Genomic DNA, 18,917 nt, shown 5'->3' with positions numbered 1-18,917 from the left:
GTAGTACCGTTTATTAGAAAAAGGAAAAGAACAGGTAAGCAAGGATAACGGCAAACCTGGCGAAAGCCAGGGACGCAAAGCTATGGGTCGACCAGTGAGGCTGACGACTGCCAGGCTACCCAGTGCATGAAGGGGAGAATTGCCGTCGTGATGCTCATACATGACGGCTTATTATTTTGAAAAGAGGCACTTTCAGTGCGTGATGAACAAGTCGTCATTTTCCAAATGGGTGAGGAACAGTACGCTGTGCCCATGAGCGCCGTAAGGGAAATCATTGTTCACTAAAGGAGAATGAGAGCATGAAATTTATGAATAACTTAAGCTGGAAACTCAAACTGACGACGGGATTTATTCTCGTTGCCCTTTTAGTCGCCTTGGTTGGCTATATCGGTATCAGCGATATGCAGGCGATTGAGGCGAAGGGAGAAAGTATTTACAGTGATAACTTTGTGGCATCACAAAACTTAAACCAAATTCAGGAAACATTTGAACAAAACCGTGCCGTCAGCATCCTGTTCTACGCCACCCGGGACAAAACACAGCAGGATGCGATCTTGCAGCAGATTGAGGCAATTAAGGCAGCGAACAATAAAGCCCAGCAGGAATACGACAAGAACTTTTTAGAAACGCTCTCGGCTGAAGAAAAAGAATATTATAACGCTTTTAAAGCTGCTCAGGAGGAGTGGAGGATTCAGCGGGACAAGTTGGTTCAACTCGTCAAGGCGGAGAACTATACCGAGGCGGAGTCAGTACTGTCGGAGGCTCTAAAAGCCAATGACAAGGCTCTGGCCAGTTTGGATAAAATAGTGGCTTTTTTAGACAACGAAGCAAAAAACCATGTCGATATGAACCATGAAACTTTTATACGTTCTAGAACAACTATGATTTCCATTCTCGGCTTCAGCCTCCTCATTGCTCTGGTGCTGGGCCTGTATTTATCGTTAAGCCTCTCCCGCCGGCTTTCCACGATGGTCCGGTTTGCGGAAGCCTTTGGCCAAGGGGATTTGACGCAAGAACTCGCCCTGCACGGAAGGGATGAAGTGGGACAACTGGGGGATGCCCTCAAGCAGGCGGTGCAAAAGGTGAGAGAATTACTACTCGCGATACGGGACGGTTCTCAGACGCTAAGTGCTCAGTCTGAGGAACTTTCTGCCACGATGGAGGAACTCTCGGCCACGATGCAGACGATTCAACAATCGACGGAGCAGATTGCCCAAGGAACGGAAGAACTCAGTGCCAGCACAGAAGAAGTTGGAGCATCGGCACTTGAAATACAGGAATTTACCAAACAATTGACAACCAAAGCGGATGAGGGACAGAAAAATGCCTCAGCGATTAAGGAGCGAGCCAGTGAGGTAAGGATACGAGGCACACAGGCTGTGAATGAAGCGGATGCCATCTATAGGGACAAGGAAGCCAAAGTCAAACAAGCCTTGGAACAGTCCAAAGTGGTCGATGAAATCAAGGTTATGGCAGAGACGATTGGCGGAATTGCCCAGCAAACCAACCTGTTGTCTCTCAATGCCAGCATTGAAGCCGCCCGTGCAGGGGAAGCGGGTCGCGGTTTCGCAGTGGTTGCCGATGAAGTCCGCAAGCTGGCGGAACAGTCTCAGACCGCTGTCAGCAACATCCACAATGTTATCAGCGATGTCCAGAAAGCCTTTGGCAATCTTATGGCGAATACCCAGGAATTGCTCGCCTTTATTGAAACCAAGGTGCGGCCTGATTATGAAGCGTATGCTCAGACAGGCAGCCAGTATGAAGAGGACTCCCAATTTGTCACAGAAATGTCCAAAGAACTGGCGGATGCAACCCTGTCCATGAGCGAAATCATCAATCAAATCGGTTCAGCCATTCAAAACGTAACGTCAACAGCAGAGGAGTCTGCCGCCAGTTCTCAAGAGATCTCAACCAGCGTGATTCAGACCACCACGGCGGTCGAACAGGTCAATCAATCGGCTCAATCTCAAGCCGTGCTGGCAGGGAAGCTGAGTGAACTGGTAGGACGGTTTAAGGTATAACCTTGGACATAGCCGGTCCTCCCGACCGGGTTGCTTTTGCTGCCTAAAAGGGCGGTATGGAGCTGCGGTATGAGGCGCGAAGAGTGAGCGGTTTTAAGGAAAGGTGAAAGGAGGAAGAAGGTTTTCTGTATGAATTTGGTATTAAAGAAACCAGAGTCAAATTCAGCAATGGAACAGACAGCCACCCAAGATCTCTTTGATGCCGCCGGGGTTTTGCTGCTGAAAAAAGGTCAGCCGCTCACTGCAGGGATAAGGGAACTGTTGGAGAAACGGGAGGTCTTGTCCACAGTTCATACCGTGTTAAGAATTGGTGCCGGTTGCATTGGGTCTTTGAATATGCCGCATGACAGGTAAAATGATATGTTTTGATAATAGAGTCTGCTGATAATAGAACCTGCCTTTGTTTAATGCAAGGCAGGTTTTATTATTGTAAGAAGTACATCATCCAACTATCAAATGTTGACAGATTGACAATGCACCTGGAATCTTAAATAAAAATGTGATTATGCTTGCAAAATTAGTAATAATTATGTGATGCATTGACTAAATACCCGAGCATGTGGTTATAATAGTTTATAAAAATGTGATTATTAGCCGCAAAATATGTATAATAGTGTGATATTTTGGAGGTGATGTTATGGAAAGGTTGATTATGCAGGATTTGCTGAAGTGGAAACATTCCAGGCACCGCAAGCCTCTTATTTTGAAAGGCGTGCGCCAGGTGGGCAAAACATGGGCTCTCAAGGAGTTTGCCAGACGTTATTATAAAAACATTGCTTACTTTAACTTTGACGAGCACCCGGAATATAAGCAGTTTTTTGAAAATACAAAGGATGTTGAACGCATCCTTCAAAACCTGATGATGGCAAGCGGTCATACAATTAAGCCGGATAAACCGGAGGATACGCTGATTGTATTTGATGAGATACAGGAATGTTTTAATGCCTTGAATACGCTTAAATACTTCTGCGAAAACACGCCGCACTATCATGTAGCCTGCGCCGGCTCACTTTTGGGCATTGCATTGTCAAAGCCGGCCTCTTTTCCTGTTGGCAAGGTGGATTTTTTGGAAATAGGGCCTATGACATTTACTGAATTTTTAATGGCCAATGGCGACGGCAATCTTGCTGCCTATATGAGCAGCTTGGACAGGATTGGGGCTGTTCCGGATGCATTCTTCAATCCTCTTTATGAAAAACTGAAAATGTATTTTGTGACCGGAGGGATGCCGGAATCTGTCAGGTCTTGGACAGAAGACCGGGATGTTGAACTGATGCAGCAGGTGCTTTCCAATATCCTGGGGGCATATGAACGGGATTTTGCTAAACATCCGGACCCCAAGGATTTTCCCAAGATATCATTGATTTGGAAGTCAATACCTTCTCAGCTTGCTAGGGAAAACAAAAAATTCATTTATAAGGTTGTCAAGGAAGGTGCCCGGGCTAGAGAATACGAGGATGCATTACAATGGCTTTGTGATGCGAACCTGACTTATAAAATATACCGGAGCAGTGCGCCGGGACTGCCGATTTCCGCCTATGACGATTTGTCTGCTTTCAAGCTTTACCTGGTGGACGTGGGGCTTTTGCGCCGTCTGTCGCTTTTGGCGCCTTCTGCATTCAGCGAAGGCAACCGTCTGTTCGTTGAGTTCAAGGGGGCTCTTAGTGAGAATTATGTGCTGCAGGCGTTGAAAAACCAGTTTGAGGCCATGCCGCGGTATTGGGCGATGGACAATCCAAGGTATGAAGTGGATTTTCTGATCCAGAGCGAGAACGATATCCTGCCTGTGGAGGTTAAATCGGAAAGCAATGTCGAAAGCAGGAGCCTGAAGAAGTTTAAAGAAAAATACGGCGACAAGGTCAAACTCCGTATCCGTTTTTCATTGAACAATCTGAGGCTGGACGACGACCTGCTGAATATCCCGCTGTTCATGGCCGACTATGCAGATAAACTTATCGGGATGGCATTGAAACAGTTGGAATTTTAAGTCCAGTGCCTGTTGAGAGGAGGTATATAATGACAAGGAAGAATTTAGATCGAAAAGTTCGGGAATTAGATAAAGAATTTTCTCAAACAAGTACTGAGGGGAAAATTAGAGAGAGCCTTGCCATAGCAAAACTGTTAAAAGCTGGTTATGGAGTAGCTCTGCTGGTTGTTGATTGCAGATATGATGTTATAGCTGAAAAACATCCTAAGTATAGAGAATACAAATGAAAAATCTTAAATTTGAGTATGCAAAAGATCCTGAACAACCATTGTCAAATAATTAATGTTAATTCAAATTAAGTATAGACTTTAATAAATAGTCATTATATAATGACAAAAAGGTTATTATGTCAAAACCTAGGATAAAGGAAGATATGTTGGAAGACATAACGCGAAAGGATGGATCCTGAGATGAAAACGTGTGAATGCGGCAAGATATATAGAACACATGTTCGGGGGGGGTATTTTATGCCTTAGATTCCATATTATGGAATAAATATTCCCGATGGGTCTTGTTGCAACAACCAAAACAAACCGCTAAAAGGGTTGCATTTATTACCGGCTGGAAAAACAAGTAATTCCAGGCGGTGTTAAATCCAGCCCTTTAATTTTTTGCTTTGAAGTGCGTAAAGGGGAGAATTGCCGTCATGCTCTTTATACATGACAGCTTATTGTCTTGGAAGGCTGCTGCTAATTCTGTATGTAGAGAAGATGTGTCAAAGAAGGATGTGTTAACATGCTATTTTTAAACGGGAAACCGCCCCCAGTGCGATTTTACCCAACGGTTCAAGACGTGCTTCGCTCTATGCAGGAGACTGAGCAAAGCGTGGAGGTTCTTTCAGGGGTGGCTGACCAGACGAATCTTCTTGCTCTCAATGCCGCCATTGAAGCGGCTCGTGCGGGTGAGCAGGAGCGAGGGTTGAGCCAGAACAAGAGTGTGGTGTACCGTTTATTTAGAAAAAGGAAAAGAACAGGTAAGCAAGGACAACGGCAAACCTGGCGAAAGCCAGGGACGCAAAGCCATGGGTCGACCAGTGAGGCTGACGACTGCCAGGCTACCCAGTGCATGAAGGGGAGAATTGCCGTCGTGATGCTCATACATGACGGCATATTATTTTAGAAGGAGGCATTTTCAGTGCGTGATGAACAAGTTGTCATTTTCCAAATGGGTGTGGAACAGTACGCTGTGCCCATGAGCGCCGTAAGGGAAATCATTGTTCCACCGCAGATCAGGAGCGTACCCAATGCCAAAGGACATGTGCGGGGAATTATAAGTTTGAGAACTAAGGTTATAACGGTATTAAACCTTGCTCAACTGCTCAAATTGGATTCAATCTCTTCCGTCACAGAGCTCCAGCGCCGCATCGTTGTCTTAGAAGATAAAGAAGTACTCTTAGGTATTGAAGTTGATGAGGTGAAGGAGGTCCTCGATATTGCCCGGTACGAGCTGGAACCTCCTCCGGCGGCTGTCGGGCGGGAAACATTTTTGGACGGTATTCTTAATTTAGGGGAAAGGCTTATCCTGATGCTCAATGTACCAGCCCTCTTTGCTTCATAGTTCCGGCATGCGCGATGGATGCGGCGATTGACAATTTCCATGAAATGAGCGGACAGAGTGAGCTTGGCTCGCCATTAAGAATACCGGCTCTGTGCTAAGTTTACAATGTCGGTTTAATAAAAATTGAGAAGGAGAATGAGAGCATGAAATTCATGAATAACTTGTCCTGGAAACTCAAATTGACGGCAGGATTTATTCTGATTGCTTTGCTTGTAGGTGTCGTTGGCTATATCGGTATCCGCGAAATGCAGGTTATTAATGACAGAGGAGAAAGGATTTACAGTGAGGATCTGAAAGGCATTGTGGCTTTAAACAACATGCGCGCGCTCTTTCATCGAGACCGTGCGGCCGCAATTATGCTCTATGCAGCCTCTGCCACACAGGATACAGCCCAACAGGAGGCGAGCTTAAAAGAGCTTGCAGATAACAAGGCGGCGGACAATAAAGCCGAGGAGGAATTAGAGAAGAACTTTTTAGACAAGTTCTCGGCTGAAGGAAAAGAATATTACAACGCCTTTAAAGCTGCCAGGGAGGAGTGGCGGAGCCAGCTGGACAAGCTGGTCCAGGTGGCTAATGCAGGGAACTCTGCAGAAACTGGACAAGCCTTGCAAAATGCGATCAAGACGAATGACAAGGCTCGGGGAAGCTTGAATAACTTGATTGCGGCTGAAGAACAGAATGCCGAACGCAGAGTGAATGTCGATCGTGAAATTTTTGTGAGCTCAAGGACGACGATGCTCGGCATCATAGGATTCAGTGTGTTTTTCGCCTTGCTGATCGGAATTTATCTGGCGTTAAGCCTCTCCCGCCGGCTTTCCACGATGGTCCGGTTTGCGGAAGCCTTTGGCCAAGGGGATTTGACGCAAGAACTCGCCCTGCACGGAAGGGATGAAGTGGGACAACTGGGGGATGCCCTCAAGCAGGCGGTGCAAAAGGTGAGAGAATTACTACTCGCGATACGGGACGGTTCTCAGACGCTAAGTGCTCAGTCTGAGGAACTTTCTGCCACGATGGAGGAACTCTCGGCCACGATGCAGACGATTCAACAATCGACGGAGCAGATTGCCCAAGGAACGGAAGAACTCAGTGCCAGCACAGAAGAAGTTGGAGCATCGGCACTTGAAATACAGGAATTTACCAAACAATTGACAACCAAAGCGGATGAGGGACAGAAAAATGCCTCAGCGATTAAGGAGCGAGCCAGTGAGGTAAGGATACGAGGCACACAGGCTGTGAATGAAGCGGATGCCATCTATAGGGACAAGGAAGCCAAAGTCAAACAAGCCTTGGAACAGTCCAAAGTGGTCGATGAAATCAAGGTTATGGCAGAGACGATTGGCGGAATTGCCCAGCAAACCAACCTGTTGTCTCTCAATGCCAGCATTGAAGCCGCCCGTGCAGGGGAAGCGGGTCGCGGTTTCGCAGTGGTTGCCGATGAAGTCCGCAAGCTGGCGGAACAGTCTCAGACCGCTGTCAGCAACATCCACAATGTTATCAGCGATGTCCAGAAAGCCTTTGGCAATCTTATGGCGAATACCCAGGAATTGCTCGCCTTTATTGAAACCAAGGTGCGGCCTGATTATGAAGCGTATGCTCAGACAGGCAGCCAGTATGAAGAGGACTCCCAATTTGTCACAGAAATGTCCAAAGAACTGGCGGATGCAACCCTGTCCATGAGCGAAATCATCAATCAAATCGGTTCAGCCATTCAAAACGTAACGTCAACAGCAGAGGAGTCTGCCGCCAGTTCTCAAGAGATCTCAACCAGCGTGATTCAGACCACCACGGCGGTCGAACAGGTCAATCAATCGGCTCAATCTCAAGCCGTGCTGGCAGGGAAGCTGAGTGAACTGGTAGGACGGTTTAAGGTATAACCTTGGACATAGCCGGTCCTCCCGACCGGGTTGCTTTTGCTGCCTAAAAGGGCGGTATGGAGCTGCGGTATGAGGCGCGAAGAGTGAGCGGTTTTAAGGAAAGGTGAAAGGAGGAAGAAGGTTTTCTGTATGAATTTGGTATTAAAGAAACCAGAGTCAAATTCAGCAATGGAACAGACAGCCACCCAAGATCTCTTTGATGCCGCCGGGGTTTTGCTGCTGAAAAAAGGTCAGCCGCTCACTGCAGGGATAAGGGAACTGTTGGAGAAACGGGAGGTCTATATTTGGCGGAAAGGGGAGGAGACGGTTTTCTCCCGCCGGCAGGTCAAGGCTTTCCCCAGGGATGTCTACTTCAAGCTTGTCGGCTCCCTCTGGAGTATTTACCATGAAGCGAAGCTTATTGGGGCCGCGCAAATCGAGCAAACGGTGAAACTGGTGGAAACGATTCTGAAAGAACTCCATACCCAGAATGTCTACTTGGATTTTGATGCCATCCGCTTGGATATGGAGCAAATCAAAGAGCATGACTACGGCACATTTGTGCATGTAATGAATACCGCTTTGCTCACCGTCCTCACGGGGATGAGGTTGAGATACACGGAGAAGAGGCTTAAATATCTGGCGTTAGGTGCACTGCTGCATGACTTGGGGAAGCTGAAAGTGCCAAAGGAGATTCTAAACAAGCCAGGGAGTCTGACGGCGGAGGAATTCACAATCATTAAGCAGCACCCCCTTGTGGGAGAAGATATGCTCAATCATACCCGGTTGGTACCCAGTGTTCGAGCGATGGTCAGGGAACACCATGAACGTTGGAACGGAAAGGGGTATCCTTACGGCTTGAGCGGAAGCAAGATTCACATGGATGCCCAGATCATCGCCGTTACCGACGTTTACGAAGCCTTGACAGCGGACAGGCCGTACCGCAAAGGCTTGCCTCCTTATCAGGCTCTAGAAATGGTAATAGCCTGGTCGGGACAAGACTTTAACCCAAGAGTCGTTCAAGCCTTTCGTGAATTTTTAATCCTATATCCCGAAAACGCCATGGTTACTTTGAACACGGGTGAAATTGGCGTAGTAGTCGCCGTGCCCACGCAGATGCCAACCCGTCCGCTGGTGCGTCTTCTGTTTGACAGTGAAGGAAGGTTTCACGAGCGGGAGACCTATTTAGACCTCTTGCAGGATTTAACCCGGTTCATTGAACGGGTGGAGTTTAAGGAGGCGGAGTAACAAGAGAAAATAAGGCTGAACGCCGGCATAGATCAACGGAGATTGTGTTAAGCGAATCGCTCAGCTAAAAGGGAGCCATGTTCATCTTCTCAAAGTAAAGGAAACCATAAACCGAAGGAAATGGGATCAAGGGATCAAAGAACAATAGCCATGTCTGTCCGTGTAGCCAGAGCGGTTGATAACCACAACTATTAAGTGGGGCGCAGCAAAACCGAAGTTTCACTGCGCCCCGCTTTTCAGCATTTTTAATCGTTGTATTCTTCGAACATGTCTTTACCTACGCCACATACCGGGCAAACCCAATCGTCTGGCAGATCTTCGAAAGCAGTACCCGGAGCAATGCCACCGTCGGCATCGCCGGCAGCCGGATCATAGATATGGTCGCAAGCGGTACAGATCCACTTTTTCATCATTTTTCCTCCCTTCATATAATGAGTGCTTTCGAAAACTCCCGATGTCCGGAATCACTGGATTCCGGCCTAGAGGCAACTTGCTGCAAACTCTTTCCCGAAATCCGCGCAGCGCGCCAAACTCTCCGCATCGGGGTTCCAGAGAAGTCTTAGGCCGTCAGAGACGACATTAAAGCCAGCTTCCGATAACCCTTTTGAAATGGTGGCCATGGATTCGCCGCTCCAGCCATAAGCTCCAAAGGCTGCGGCTTTCTTATTTTTGAAACTGAGTCCCTTAATTTCTTCCAAAAAACTGCCGATTGAGGAGAGAACGCCTTTATTCACTGTCGGTGATCCGACGAGTACAGCCTTGGAACGAAAGACCTCAGTGAGAATGTCATTTTTGTCGGCCCGGGCGGAATTGAAGAGTTTGACCTCAACTTGGCGGTCTGCCTGCTTGATCCCTTCCGCAATAGCTTCCGCCATCCGGCGCGTGCTGTTCCACATCGTGTCGTACACGAAAGTGATTTGATTTTCTTGGTAGTCCTGGGCCCACTTTTGATAGCGCTCAACAATTTGCAGCGGGTTTTGCCTCCAGATGATACCATGACTCGGACAAATCATCTCAAGGGGTAAATTGAGAGCCAGAATTTCAGCAATCTTTTTCGTAACCATCTTACTGAAAGGTGTAAGGATGTTGGCATAGTACTTCATGGCTTCGTAGTAGAGTTCTTCCTGATTGACCAGGTCATTAAACATCTGATGTGAGGCATAATGCTGACCGAAACCGTCGTTGCTGAACAAAATATTATCCTCGGTCAAGTAAGAAAACATCGTATCAGGCCAATGCAGCATCGGAGCCTCGATGAAAATCAAGTCTTTTGTCCCCAGGGATAAGCGTTCCCCTGTTTTTACGACCTTGAAATTCCAATCTGCATGGTATTGCCCTTTGAGAGACTTAACGGCGTTGGCCGTGCAATAAATCGGTGTACCCGGTATTTCGTGCATCAAGAGTGGCAAGGCCCCACTGTGATCCGGTTCGCCGTGGTTGGCGACAATATAATCAATCTGGTGCAGATCGATTTCCCGTTTCAAGTCGTTCACAAACTCTTGAGCGAAAGGTCCCCATACCGTATCGATCAGAACTGTTTTTTGATCCTGTACTAAATAGGAATTGTAGGATGATCCATGATGAGTTGAAAGTTCCTCACCATGAAACCTGCGCAATTCCCAGTCAATTTTCCCTACCCAACGTACGCTGTTATTCAACTTTATAGCCATTGTCTACCTCCTGGTTCGGTTAAGACAGTGCTTCGAACTCCTCTTTGCCGGCACCGCAGACCGGACAGACCCAAGCTTCAGGCAGGGCTGAAAATAAGGTTCCTGCAGCCTGCCCGGAGGCCGAATCGCCTTGGGCGGAATCATAAATATAACCGCACACTGTGCATTTGTGCTTTTCTCCCTCTGCCCCAGTGGGCATGGTCTGAGGCTTGATGTAAGTGGGTGCTGCGGGAGGCACTAAACCTCTCTTTACGGCCTGATAGTAAGCATAGGTCATGGGTTCTGTTTCGCCGAGTACCTCTGCCTCCACGACTTCGCCGATGAACAGAGTATGGGTTGCAACATCTAAATGCTGAACCACGTTGGCCTCCAAATAACCAATACTGTTTTCCAGCAGGATGGGGACTCCCGTCAGCCCGGTGCGATACGCTGCGCCGGCAAATTTGTCCACATCGCGGCCCGACTTAAAGCCAAACTGCCCGATGAAATCCAGGGGTGTTGTCACAGGCAGAACGGACACGGAAAAGACACCGCTTTTTTCTATGTACTCGTGGGTCAAGTTATTTTTATTTATGCTGACCGCAATTGTTAGTGGCTCGGAAGAGATTTGAAATACGGTGTTGGCTATTTGTCCGTTTAACTGGGTGCCGTTGATGGAACAAATGACGTACAAACCATAACTTAGTTTATAAAGTACTTTTGAATTCATGCAACAAGCTCCTTCCGGCAGATGCCATGCTAATTTGCTATGATTGACTCAACCGTTTTTAGAGTAATACAATTTTGTACTTTTGTCTATTTCGCTCTATTGCTGCTGGATTCCTGCTGACCCTACAAAATTGCAGATAAAGCAGGAAAAAGCAAATTCTTGGAGAATGTAGTAGAATACACCTGGATACAAAGAAAACTTGCCTTAAGCCAAGGCATTTTAGCCCTTTAATTTTTTGTTTTGAATGTGAAGTTGAGAAAACCAAATACGCAGTCGAGAGTTACTGTTCCGCGACGAAATGATTGTGCATATTTAATTCTTTAATAAGTTAAATTACGCGATGAATGTGTCAAAAAAGGATGTGTGAACATGCCATTTTTTAGACGGGAAACCGCCCCCAGTTCAGCCGACCAATCCGACTATAATAAGCTCTATCAATGTTTGACCCAGTGCGATTTTACCAAGCCTATTAAAGTGGATATTCCCTCATCCAGTCCACTCTATTCCGCAGTCGAAATCTTAAACCGCGTCATCAGCGAACGGCAGGCTTCAGCTTTAGCCACCTTAGCCGATTTGGATGGGACAGTGCGGCATTTGACTAGTATGACATCCATTCGCCAGATGCTGGTGAAAATTGGCGAACAGACGAATCAGCTTGCCAGCATGTCGGCTCAGGCTGAAGAATTGGGAGCCGCCGCCAATCAGGTTGCTAATTCTGCAACCAATTCAGCCACTTTCGTCGAACAGGCGGCATCAGCAGCGGCTTCAGGGGGAGAGAAAATCCAGCAGGCGATTCAATTTGTGGAGCATTCCTTCGATGAATTTGCCAAGGTGAGCCAGCAGGTTCAAGGCGTGCTCCACTCCATGCAGGAAATTGAGCAAATCGTGGGGGTTATAGCAGGGGTGGCTGATCAGACGAATCTTCTTGCACTCAATGCCGCCATTGAAGCGGCTCGTGCAGGAGAGCAGGGTCGAGGGTTTGCCGTCGTAGCGGATGAAGTTCGTAAACTGGCAGAACATACGAAATCCTCTGTAACGGATATCCGTCAGAAAATCTCAGGCTTAAGCCAGAATTCGCAAGCAACCGCCCAAAGTATTTCCTCCCTTTCCCAGACCATGCAAAACGGCAAAGATATCATGCAGGAAGCGGCAGAGTCTTTGCAGGGGATTATCCATAACTTCAGTTCCATTACTGAGGATATTCATAATATTGCCGCCAGTAGTGAAGAACAAAGTGCGGCGGTTCAGGAAGCGGCCAGCAGTGTTTCCACGATTGCGATGGCGGCGGAAGAGATTGATCACATTGCCAAAGTAACAGGGCAGGGTATCTATGACATCAGCCAAGCTTTACAAAAGATACGGGCGGAACAAATCACTCGGGTGCCTGAACTGAATACGCACCAAGCTTTGGAACTCTATAAGACCGACCACTTGCTCTGGACTTGGCGAATCCACAACATGGTTTTAGGGTTTGAACACTTAAAATCCAGCGAGGTCGGCAACCATCACGAATGCCGCTTGGGGCACTGGGTGGACAGCCAGGATGCGGCAAAGTGTCGTTCGTTGCCTGCGTTTAACCAACTGGAGACTCCGCATCAACAGGTCCATGAGTTGGCGCGCGAGGCGGCGGTTGTATATGAACAGGGCAATATTGCCAAGGCGGAACAGATTTTGGAAAGGATGGTGCAGGCTTCTGGGGAAGTCGTGAACATTTTAGGTGAGTTGCAACAGCAGTGTCTGGACTGAGAACGGACAGCTCGTGTTAAAGAGATCGAGAAGTCGATGTCACAAAGTATAAGAAAATAGAGGAACAGCTTTACACCAAAGGTCAATGATCAATTTGGACATAGGGAAAAATTTATACAGCATTTACCAACGGGGGACATCCTTTTAAGGATGTCTTTTTTTTGTGCACGTGCATATAGATGTACAAAAAATGGCCGCTAGAAGGAGGGCTCAGCGTGCAGGAATACATTCGCAAAAGGGTACTCGACATAGGGAATTATATTTTGGAATCAAGTGCCACCGTCCGGCAAACAGCTGATGTTTTTGGTGTGTCAAAGTCCACAGTTCATAAGGACGTGACAGAGCGCTTGCAGCTAATTAATGAGAAGTTGGCTATGGAAGTAAAACAGGTTTTGGAAAACAATAAAGCAGAAAGGCATCTTCGCGGCGGGGAAGCAACACGTAAAAAATATCAGGAAAACTAAGTGCTTTTTTCAAATCTATCGGCTAAAGTCATTCATTTTAGCGCTATTCTTGAAAAAAATTGGGTAAAATAAAGGAATTAGATAATTTATAACGAATAAGAAAAAGAGTAAAGAATTAGGTAAATTAGGCTTTAAGTTAATCTCCCGCCGGGGAGATTGACTTTTGCTTATTATATGTTAACTTCTTTTAATGGACAAGCTAGGTGATAAGGAAAGGGGTACACCGGTTCATGTTCGGGATTGATTTAGGAATAGACTTGGGGACGGCCAGCGTACTAGTGTATGCCAAAGGGAAAGGGATTGTGATGCATGAGCCGTCTGTTGTGGCAATTGACAAAAATACCAATAAAAGGATAGCTGTCGGGGAGGAAGCCCGTTTAATGCTGGGCCGGACCCCTGGCAACATCGTTGCAGTACGTCCGATGCGGGACGGTGTGATTGCAGATTACAAAACCACGGAACTCATGCTGAAATATTTTATGGAGAAGGCAGGAGCCAGAAGATGGCCGTTCTTCCGCACCCGGGTTGTTGTCTGCATTCCTTCCGGTGTGACAGAAGTGGAGGAGCGGGCTGTTAAACAAGCGGCTTATCAAGCAGGGGCCAAGCATGTTAAAGTCGTCGAGGAACCCTACGCGGCAGCGCTGGGTGCAGGGTTGGATATTACCGGGGCTACCGGCAGCATGGTGGTGGACATCGGAGGAGGCACGACGGATATTGCGGTTCTTGCCCTTGGTGGGATAGTGTGCAAGCGCAGTCTGCGGGTTGGCGGAGATAAATTTGATGAGGCAATCATGCGCCACATCCGGCGGGAACATAACCTGATGATTGGGGAGAGAACCGCCGAAGAGATTAAGATAGCCGTCGGGTCCGCAATCCGGGAAGGGCGCCCTGATAATGCCATTATTGACGTGCGCGGGCGTGATCTAGTTACAGGCTTGCCGAAGACAATTACGGTAGATTCCAAAGAATGTTTTGAGGCTTTAGAGGAATCGATTGAAGCCATTGTCGCCGGAGTGAAGGAAGTCTTGGAGCGCACCCCCCCCGAGCTTTCGGCGGATATTTTGAACAAAGGGATTGTGATGACCGGAGGAGGCTCTCTCATTTACGGCTTTGATATCCGGCTGGCACGCGAAACGGGCCTGCCCGTGATCTTGGCCGAAGACCCCATTTCCTGTGTGGCTTTAGGAACCGGCAAGGTTCTGGACGGAAGCTTTTAAAGTATTGGACAAAGCAGATAGGATACGGATAACCCCCGGGGCGTTAAGGCTAGTGTAAAAGCCGAGTTCCGGGATTTTCTGCTTTCCGTATAATCTATCCGTAAATAATGAGCGCTTGAAAGATAAGAGAGCACGAATCCTTTGTGCAAGTGCTGAGGTAAGGATTAGCTATGAAAGTTGATATTCTGGGGGTAAAGATAGATCACATCACTTTGGCGGCGTGCATCGAACGCATTGCCCGGACGATCGAAGATAATGAGCGGCTGCGGGTAGTCACGGCCAACCCGGAAATGATTTTCCGGGCAAGTCATGATGTTCGCCTGCGGCAAGTGATCAATACAGCCGGCCTGGTTACAGCTGACGGCATCGGGGTGATATGGGCGGCTGCCAGACTTGGAACTCCTTTGCCGGAAAGAGTGACCGGCATTGATTTATTGGAGGGACTGCTCCCTTTGGCCCGGGAACGCAAATGGCGGGTCTTTTTTCTGGGAGGACAGCCGGGAGTGGCAGAACTGGCCGCACACAAGGCAACCGGAGTTAATGGGTTTGAGTGGCAGGCCCATCACGGTTATTTTACACCGGCTGAAGAAGGGATGCTTCTCGAACGGATTCAGGCATTTCGTCCCCAGCTATTGCTGGCAGGATTGGGCAGCCCCCGTCAGGAGTTCTGGCTGGCAGAGCATTCCCGCCTGGCCCAAGTAAGCATCGGGGTGGGTGGAAGCTTTGACGCGCTGGCCGGGGTAGTGAAACGCGCGCCCCAATGGGTGCAGAATTTAAATCTGGAATGGCTTTACCGTCTAATCCGTGAGCCGAAGCGTTTCAAACGCCAACTGGCTTTGCCCCGCTTTGTGCTGAAGGTGCTGGCCCAATCCACGAGGAGTCAGGAGTCAGTAGACAGGAGTCAGGAGTAGGAGTCAGGAGAAATAAGGTAAATTATACTCCGGAAATATTCTGAATTCTGACTCCTGACTCCTGAATACTTTACAGTACCCCCAGAAAAAAAGAAGCGCTCGCGTATTAAGGAGTAGGAGGATAGAGAAATGCCGGAATGGGAGGAGAGGTGGCCTTGGGACCGCATCCAAACGGACAAGGACACGCGGGAGGCTTTCTTGCACGAATCTCAGCCTTTTGTCCGCCAAGTTGCCAGTCAAGCGTCTCACAGACCGCTGGAGTGGGGCCGGGATGAAGAATTGTCTGAAGCCTTTGTTGCATTCAATGAAGCCATTGACAATTTTGATCCCGAACGTGGAGTCCCATTCCTAGCCTATGCTCGCGTCCTCATTAAGCGCAGGTTGATAGACTATTACCGGAAACAACGCAGCCGGGAAGCCCTTTCGCTGGATCAAGCAGAAGTTGGTGTAGCCGTGGAGGCCGTTCTTAGCCTGCATGATTTTCAAGAAGGAGTACAAAACCGGGAGCGGGCGGCTGAGATTAGGGAATATGCTCAGGAATTAGGGAAGTGGGGTCTGGCTTTTGCCGACCTGGTGGAAGTTTCCCCTAAACACCGGGATTCCCGCGAAACCTTGCTGCGGGCGGCCCGAATCTTGGCTCAGGATAAGGATCTCTGGCAGCAAGCCGGCGCGAAAGGAAAGGTTCCGATGCAAGCCTTGGCCCAAAGAACGGGAATTCATCCTAAGGTTTTGGAACGGGGACGCAAATACCTTCTAGCCGTTGCGATTTTAATAGCGAACCAGCACGATTACATCTATCTAAGGGAATATGTACTCCCCCGGAAAGGGGAAATAAAGCAATGAACAAGATCAAAGCAGTTATATTGGAAACAACCGGTTCCCGGTGCACCGTCCTTGCAGATGACGGCTCTTTCCGCAGTCTTCCCAATTCTTACGGAGCTCAGGTAGGGGAAGAAATTGAATTAGACGCGGATGCAGGCTGGGCTGATACCTACAAACAATCTTGGCGAGCCTGGCATGCCTGGGCTGCGGCGGCAGCACTGCTATTATTGACCCTGACGGTGGCTCTGGGCTGGAACTTTGCCCAGGCATCAACTGCCGTTGCGCTGGTTTCGATTGATATTAACCCAAGCATTAAGCTTGCGGTCAATGCGCGTGAACAAGTAGTTCAAGCCACTGCCGTCAATGCGGATGGAGAAAAAGTCCTTCAGGCGTTAGAACTAAAAAATCAGCCTGTGCCTGCGGCTATGTCCAAAATTCTGGAGCAAGCACAGAACAAGGGCTATTTAACGGATGAACACTCTTGGGTATTGGTCGGCCTGGCCCCGAACGGAGACAAGGAGCTGCCTCCGGCGTTGGAGGAGGCTGTTAAGTCAGCCGGTGCGGCCATTCAGGAAAAGGTAAATGCCCGGATGGCAGTGCTTCAGTTAAGTGAGCAGGAGCGGATCAAGGCAGAACAAGCCGGGGTGAGCATCGGAGAGTATGCTTTATGGCAAAGCGCGGATAAAGCAGGAATAAAAGTTGAGGCCAAGGAACTGAAAACCAAAACAGAGCGGGTACGCCTGCTTGAAGCTCCTGAGATCCAGGCCCAGGTGCTTAAAGATAAAGGAGTGCTGCAAATTCCTGGGACTCAAGGCAAAAACGATTCGGCAATAAAAGATATGCTTAAACGGGATAAAGACAAGGATCAAGATAAAGATCAAGATAAAGATAAAGATCAAAATCAAGAAAAAGAGCAAGCTAAAAATAATGAAAAGGATAGAGCTAACCTTATACAAGGACAAGAACGCAGCTCCAAAGCGAACGAAGATGATAAACATGAAGCCTCTGAAAAACAGGAGCGGGGAAATTCCCTGCAAAAGTCTGTTCCGGTACTCTCTCCCATTTCGCCCGCTCCCAAGCCTCAGGCTAATGAGAACGATCGTATAAAAGAGGGCTCCAAAGGCGGGGACCAAGAGCTTGAGGCTGGAAAAACCTTTGATGATGAATCGGAGCGTGAGCGTTCCGGAAGGGAACAGAAAGATAGGTGATTTTTGAGTTTTAGAGGAATATTCGCTATAATGGAGGGTGCCTAGAAGAAATTTGTGCTGGCGGGAAGGTGCCTATCATCAATAAAGTCGCTAAAAATGTTATTTCTGTTGGCTTGTCCAGTGTGTTTGCCCAGTTCCTTACCTTTTTAACGATTGCCTATATCGCCAGGGTGGTGGGCAAAGAGGGGTTTGGCAGCATTAATCTGGCCCAGGCCATTATTACATACTTTTCGATCTTAACGCTCTTTGGACTGCAAACACATGGAGTGCGAGAAGTTTCCAAAGGGAATATAAGCCACTCCCTGATCCTGGGCGAGATCATCTCGGCCAGGCTTTTCCTATTTGCTGCAGCTTATGTGTTGCTGGTTGGGTTAACGCTCCTTATGCCCAAAGATTTTTCATTTAAAGTTTTAATGCTTGTATACGGGCTGACTTTGCTGCCCACCGCCTTAAACATCGACTGGTTTTATTCCGGGATAGAGGAAATGCAGCATAATGCGGTATATAATGTCTTACGCAATGCGGTGCCTTTCTTTATGCTGGTTGTTTTTTTAAAACAGGACGGACAGTTGTATTATGTGCCCCTTGCTACATTGGCCGGCTTGCTGATGGCGGCCGGTTACCAATATTCCATTCTTAAAGAAAAGAACATCCGCTTCCAACTGGGACTCACCCGGAATGAACTGCGAAGATACCTTGGGCTGAGCTTTCCTTTTTTCATCTCCGGACTCTTGGCCATGGTCAATATCAATATCGACCGGATTGTCATCGGCTTTTCCCGGACGGAAGCAGAATTGGGCCTCTATTCGGCAGCGTATAATATCATCTTGTTTTTGACCAATGTGGTGGCGATTATTTTTGTCCCGGTCTTTCCGCGCTTGGTTAAGCATCACCATGAGCAAAATCAAGAGAGCCTGACCCGGCTTACGGCCACGGTGGCCAAATTTATTGCGCTTTTCATCATTCCGGTGGCTGTCGGGGGGATCGTGCTGGCTCAAGAAATCATCATCCTCCTTTACGGACAAGAATACGCTCCTGCGGCGGGGCCGTTTGTTATCCTGCTTCTTTTCAGTGTGCTCTTATTTACGCGCGAGATTTTCGGCTATCAGCTAAATGCCTGGCATCTGGAAAAGTCTTATCTTAAAATTATCGGACTTTCCTCCATGGTTAACTTGGCGCTCAATCTGATCTTTACTCCCCGTTACGGAATTTATATCGCTGCATCCATAAACCTCATTTCGGAAACACTGAACTTAATCTTAATGCGGCAAGCGGCGTCCCGCGTCGTTAAGACTCCGGTTGTGTCCCATATGCTGAAGGCAGTGTTCCCGGCTGCACTTATGGGCGGAGTCCTGTACTTGCTCCGGGGGCTGGTGCCGGTTTTAATCTTGATTGTACTTGGTATTGTGATGTATGCGGCTGCTGCAGTTCTTCTGCGCATTGTTAAACTTGAGGAGATTAAAACGTCTCTGTTTTGATAATAAGGGAAAAGGGTGCCTGACGG

At 48.0% G+C, this 18,917-nt stretch carries 18 protein-coding genes, 1 pseudogene and 2 riboswitches; of the genes and pseudogenes, 16 read left to right on the top strand and 3 right to left on the bottom strand.

The window, feature by feature from the left end:
- Positions 1 to 39: 39 nt before the first annotated feature.
- A riboswitch (cyclic di-GMP riboswitch) is annotated at positions 40 to 123 on the top strand.
- 72 nt (positions 124 to 195) lie between these two features.
- From J0X21_RS05525 to J0X21_RS05485, 9 genes and pseudogenes are all read left to right on the top strand, one after another.
- On the top strand, positions 196 to 285 hold the full coding sequence (locus J0X21_RS05525; RefSeq protein WP_206811198.1) for a chemotaxis protein CheW: 90 nt from the start codon (positions 196 to 198) through the stop codon (positions 283 to 285).
- Between the two features lie 14 nt (positions 286 to 299).
- Positions 300 to 2,021, top strand: a complete 1,722-nt coding sequence (locus tag J0X21_RS05520; protein ID WP_206811197.1) for a methyl-accepting chemotaxis protein — start codon at positions 300 to 302, stop codon at positions 2,019 to 2,021.
- A gap of 129 nt (positions 2,022 to 2,150) precedes the next feature.
- The gene (locus J0X21_RS05515) at positions 2,151 to 2,375 is read left to right on the top strand and encodes a hypothetical protein (protein ID WP_206811196.1); all 225 of its coding nucleotides are present in this window, start codon (positions 2,151 to 2,153) and stop codon (positions 2,373 to 2,375) included.
- 283 nt (positions 2,376 to 2,658) lie between these two features.
- Positions 2,659 to 4,008 (top strand): ATP-binding protein, encoded by a 1,350-nt coding sequence (locus J0X21_RS05510; protein ID WP_206811195.1) that lies wholly within the window; start codon positions 2,659 to 2,661, stop codon positions 4,006 to 4,008.
- A gap of 29 nt (positions 4,009 to 4,037) precedes the next feature.
- A complete protein-coding gene (locus J0X21_RS05505) occupies positions 4,038 to 4,235 on the top strand; it encodes a PDDEXK-like family protein (RefSeq protein ID WP_206811194.1) in 198 nt (65 codons plus the stop codon).
- 613 nt (positions 4,236 to 4,848) lie between these two features.
- Positions 4,849 to 4,927, top strand: a pseudogene (locus J0X21_RS16180) (methyl-accepting chemotaxis protein); the annotation flags it as partial.
- Between the two features lie 59 nt (positions 4,928 to 4,986).
- Positions 4,987 to 5,070: riboswitch (cyclic di-GMP riboswitch) on the top strand.
- Between the two features lie 72 nt (positions 5,071 to 5,142).
- Positions 5,143 to 5,565: a chemotaxis protein CheW gene (locus tag J0X21_RS05495; RefSeq protein ID WP_206811193.1), complete on the top strand. Its 423-nt coding sequence runs from the start codon at positions 5,143 to 5,145 to the stop codon at positions 5,563 to 5,565.
- Between the two features lie 143 nt (positions 5,566 to 5,708).
- A complete protein-coding gene (locus J0X21_RS05490; RefSeq protein ID WP_206811192.1) occupies positions 5,709 to 7,439 on the top strand; it encodes a methyl-accepting chemotaxis protein in 1,731 nt (576 codons plus the stop codon).
- Positions 7,440 to 7,568: 129 nt separating this feature from the next.
- Positions 7,569 to 8,666 carry an HD-GYP domain-containing protein gene (locus tag J0X21_RS05485; RefSeq protein ID WP_206811191.1) on the top strand — a complete coding sequence of 366 codons (1,098 nt, stop codon included), beginning with the start codon at positions 7,569 to 7,571 and terminating at the stop codon, positions 8,664 to 8,666.
- 245 nt (positions 8,667 to 8,911) lie between these two features.
- Here the strand turns inward: J0X21_RS05485 and rd are convergent, their stop codons facing one another.
- The 3 genes from rd to J0X21_RS05470 all read right to left on the bottom strand — a co-directional run bounded on the left by rd (position 8,912) and on the right by J0X21_RS05470 (position 11,045).
- On the bottom strand, positions 8,912 to 9,076 hold the full coding sequence (rd, locus tag J0X21_RS05480) for a rubredoxin (RefSeq protein WP_206811190.1): 165 nt from the start codon (positions 9,074 to 9,076) through the stop codon (positions 8,912 to 8,914).
- A 69-nt stretch (positions 9,077 to 9,145) separates the two neighbouring features.
- A complete protein-coding gene (locus tag J0X21_RS05475; protein WP_206811189.1) occupies positions 9,146 to 10,336 on the bottom strand; it encodes an anaerobic nitric oxide reductase flavorubredoxin in 1,191 nt (396 codons plus the stop codon).
- A gap of 19 nt (positions 10,337 to 10,355) precedes the next feature.
- On the bottom strand, positions 10,356 to 11,045 hold the full coding sequence (locus tag J0X21_RS05470) for a flavin reductase (protein ID WP_206811188.1): 690 nt from the start codon (positions 11,043 to 11,045) through the stop codon (positions 10,356 to 10,358).
- A gap of 369 nt (positions 11,046 to 11,414) precedes the next feature.
- Here J0X21_RS05470 and J0X21_RS05465 point away from each other — a divergent pair, with 369 nt between their 5' ends.
- The 7 genes from J0X21_RS05465 (at position 11,415) to J0X21_RS05435 (ending at position 18,891) form a co-directional block, all read left to right on the top strand.
- Positions 11,415 to 12,791, top strand: a complete 1,377-nt coding sequence (locus tag J0X21_RS05465; RefSeq protein ID WP_206811187.1) for a methyl-accepting chemotaxis protein — start codon at positions 11,415 to 11,417, stop codon at positions 12,789 to 12,791.
- Positions 12,792 to 13,006: 215 nt separating this feature from the next.
- A complete protein-coding gene (spoIIID, locus tag J0X21_RS05460; RefSeq protein WP_206811186.1) occupies positions 13,007 to 13,255 on the top strand; it encodes a sporulation transcriptional regulator SpoIIID in 249 nt (82 codons plus the stop codon).
- A gap of 230 nt (positions 13,256 to 13,485) precedes the next feature.
- Positions 13,486 to 14,472 (top strand): rod shape-determining protein MreB, encoded by a 987-nt coding sequence (mreB, locus tag J0X21_RS05455; RefSeq protein ID WP_209011304.1) that lies wholly within the window; start codon positions 13,486 to 13,488, stop codon positions 14,470 to 14,472.
- A gap of 170 nt (positions 14,473 to 14,642) precedes the next feature.
- Positions 14,643 to 15,383, top strand: coding sequence for a WecB/TagA/CpsF family glycosyltransferase (locus tag J0X21_RS05450; RefSeq protein WP_206811184.1), 741 nt, complete (start codon positions 14,643 to 14,645; stop codon positions 15,381 to 15,383).
- Between the two features lie 129 nt (positions 15,384 to 15,512).
- Positions 15,513 to 16,226: an RNA polymerase sigma-I factor gene (sigI, locus tag J0X21_RS05445; protein ID WP_206811183.1), complete on the top strand. Its 714-nt coding sequence runs from the start codon at positions 15,513 to 15,515 to the stop codon at positions 16,224 to 16,226.
- Complete coding sequence (locus tag J0X21_RS05440; protein WP_206811182.1) at positions 16,223 to 17,413, top strand: anti-sigma factor domain-containing protein; 1,191 nt, start codon at positions 16,223 to 16,225, stop codon at positions 17,411 to 17,413. Before sigI ends, J0X21_RS05440 begins: the two co-directional genes overlap by 4 nt.
- 68 nt (positions 17,414 to 17,481) lie before the next feature.
- On the top strand, positions 17,482 to 18,891 hold the full coding sequence (locus J0X21_RS05435; protein WP_206811181.1) for a flippase: 1,410 nt from the start codon (positions 17,482 to 17,484) through the stop codon (positions 18,889 to 18,891).
- The last annotated feature ends 26 nt before the right edge of the window (positions 18,892 to 18,917 follow it).

It is taken from the genome of Paradesulfitobacterium ferrireducens (assembly GCF_017310645.1).
Taxonomy (GTDB): Bacteria; Bacillota; Desulfitobacteriia; order Desulfitobacteriales; family Desulfitobacteriaceae; genus Paradesulfitobacterium; species Paradesulfitobacterium ferrireducens.
This window is presented reverse-complemented; position numbering and strand designations above follow the sequence as displayed.

Coding starts and splice junctions, on each gene's coding strand:
- J0X21_RS05475 (WP_206811189.1), bottom strand. CDS start 10,336: ATGGCTATAAAGTTGAATAACAGCGTACGTTGGGTAGGGAAAATTGAC.
- J0X21_RS05515 (WP_206811196.1), top strand. CDS start 2,151: ATGAATTTGGTATTAAAGAAACCAGAGTCAAATTCAGCAATGGAACAG.
- J0X21_RS05440 (WP_206811182.1), top strand. CDS start 16,223: ATGAACAAGATCAAAGCAGTTATATTGGAAACAACCGGTTCCCGGTGC.
- J0X21_RS05510 (WP_206811195.1), top strand. CDS start 2,659: ATGGAAAGGTTGATTATGCAGGATTTGCTGAAGTGGAAACATTCCAGG.
- mreB (WP_209011304.1), top strand. CDS start 13,486: ATGTTCGGGATTGATTTAGGAATAGACTTGGGGACGGCCAGCGTACTA.
- rd (WP_206811190.1), bottom strand. CDS start 9,076: ATGAAAAAGTGGATCTGTACCGCTTGCGACCATATCTATGATCCGGCT.
- J0X21_RS05520 (WP_206811197.1), top strand. CDS start 300: ATGAAATTTATGAATAACTTAAGCTGGAAACTCAAACTGACGACGGGA.
- J0X21_RS05505 (WP_206811194.1), top strand. CDS start 4,038: ATGACAAGGAAGAATTTAGATCGAAAAGTTCGGGAATTAGATAAAGAA.
- J0X21_RS05490 (WP_206811192.1), top strand. CDS start 5,709: ATGAAATTCATGAATAACTTGTCCTGGAAACTCAAATTGACGGCAGGA.
- J0X21_RS05485 (WP_206811191.1), top strand. CDS start 7,569: ATGAATTTGGTATTAAAGAAACCAGAGTCAAATTCAGCAATGGAACAG.
- J0X21_RS05470 (WP_206811188.1), bottom strand. CDS start 11,045: ATGAATTCAAAAGTACTTTATAAACTAAGTTATGGTTTGTACGTCATT.
- J0X21_RS05450 (WP_206811184.1), top strand. CDS start 14,643: ATGAAAGTTGATATTCTGGGGGTAAAGATAGATCACATCACTTTGGCG.
- J0X21_RS05465 (WP_206811187.1), top strand. CDS start 11,415: ATGCCATTTTTTAGACGGGAAACCGCCCCCAGTTCAGCCGACCAATCC.
- sigI (WP_206811183.1), top strand. CDS start 15,513: ATGCCGGAATGGGAGGAGAGGTGGCCTTGGGACCGCATCCAAACGGAC.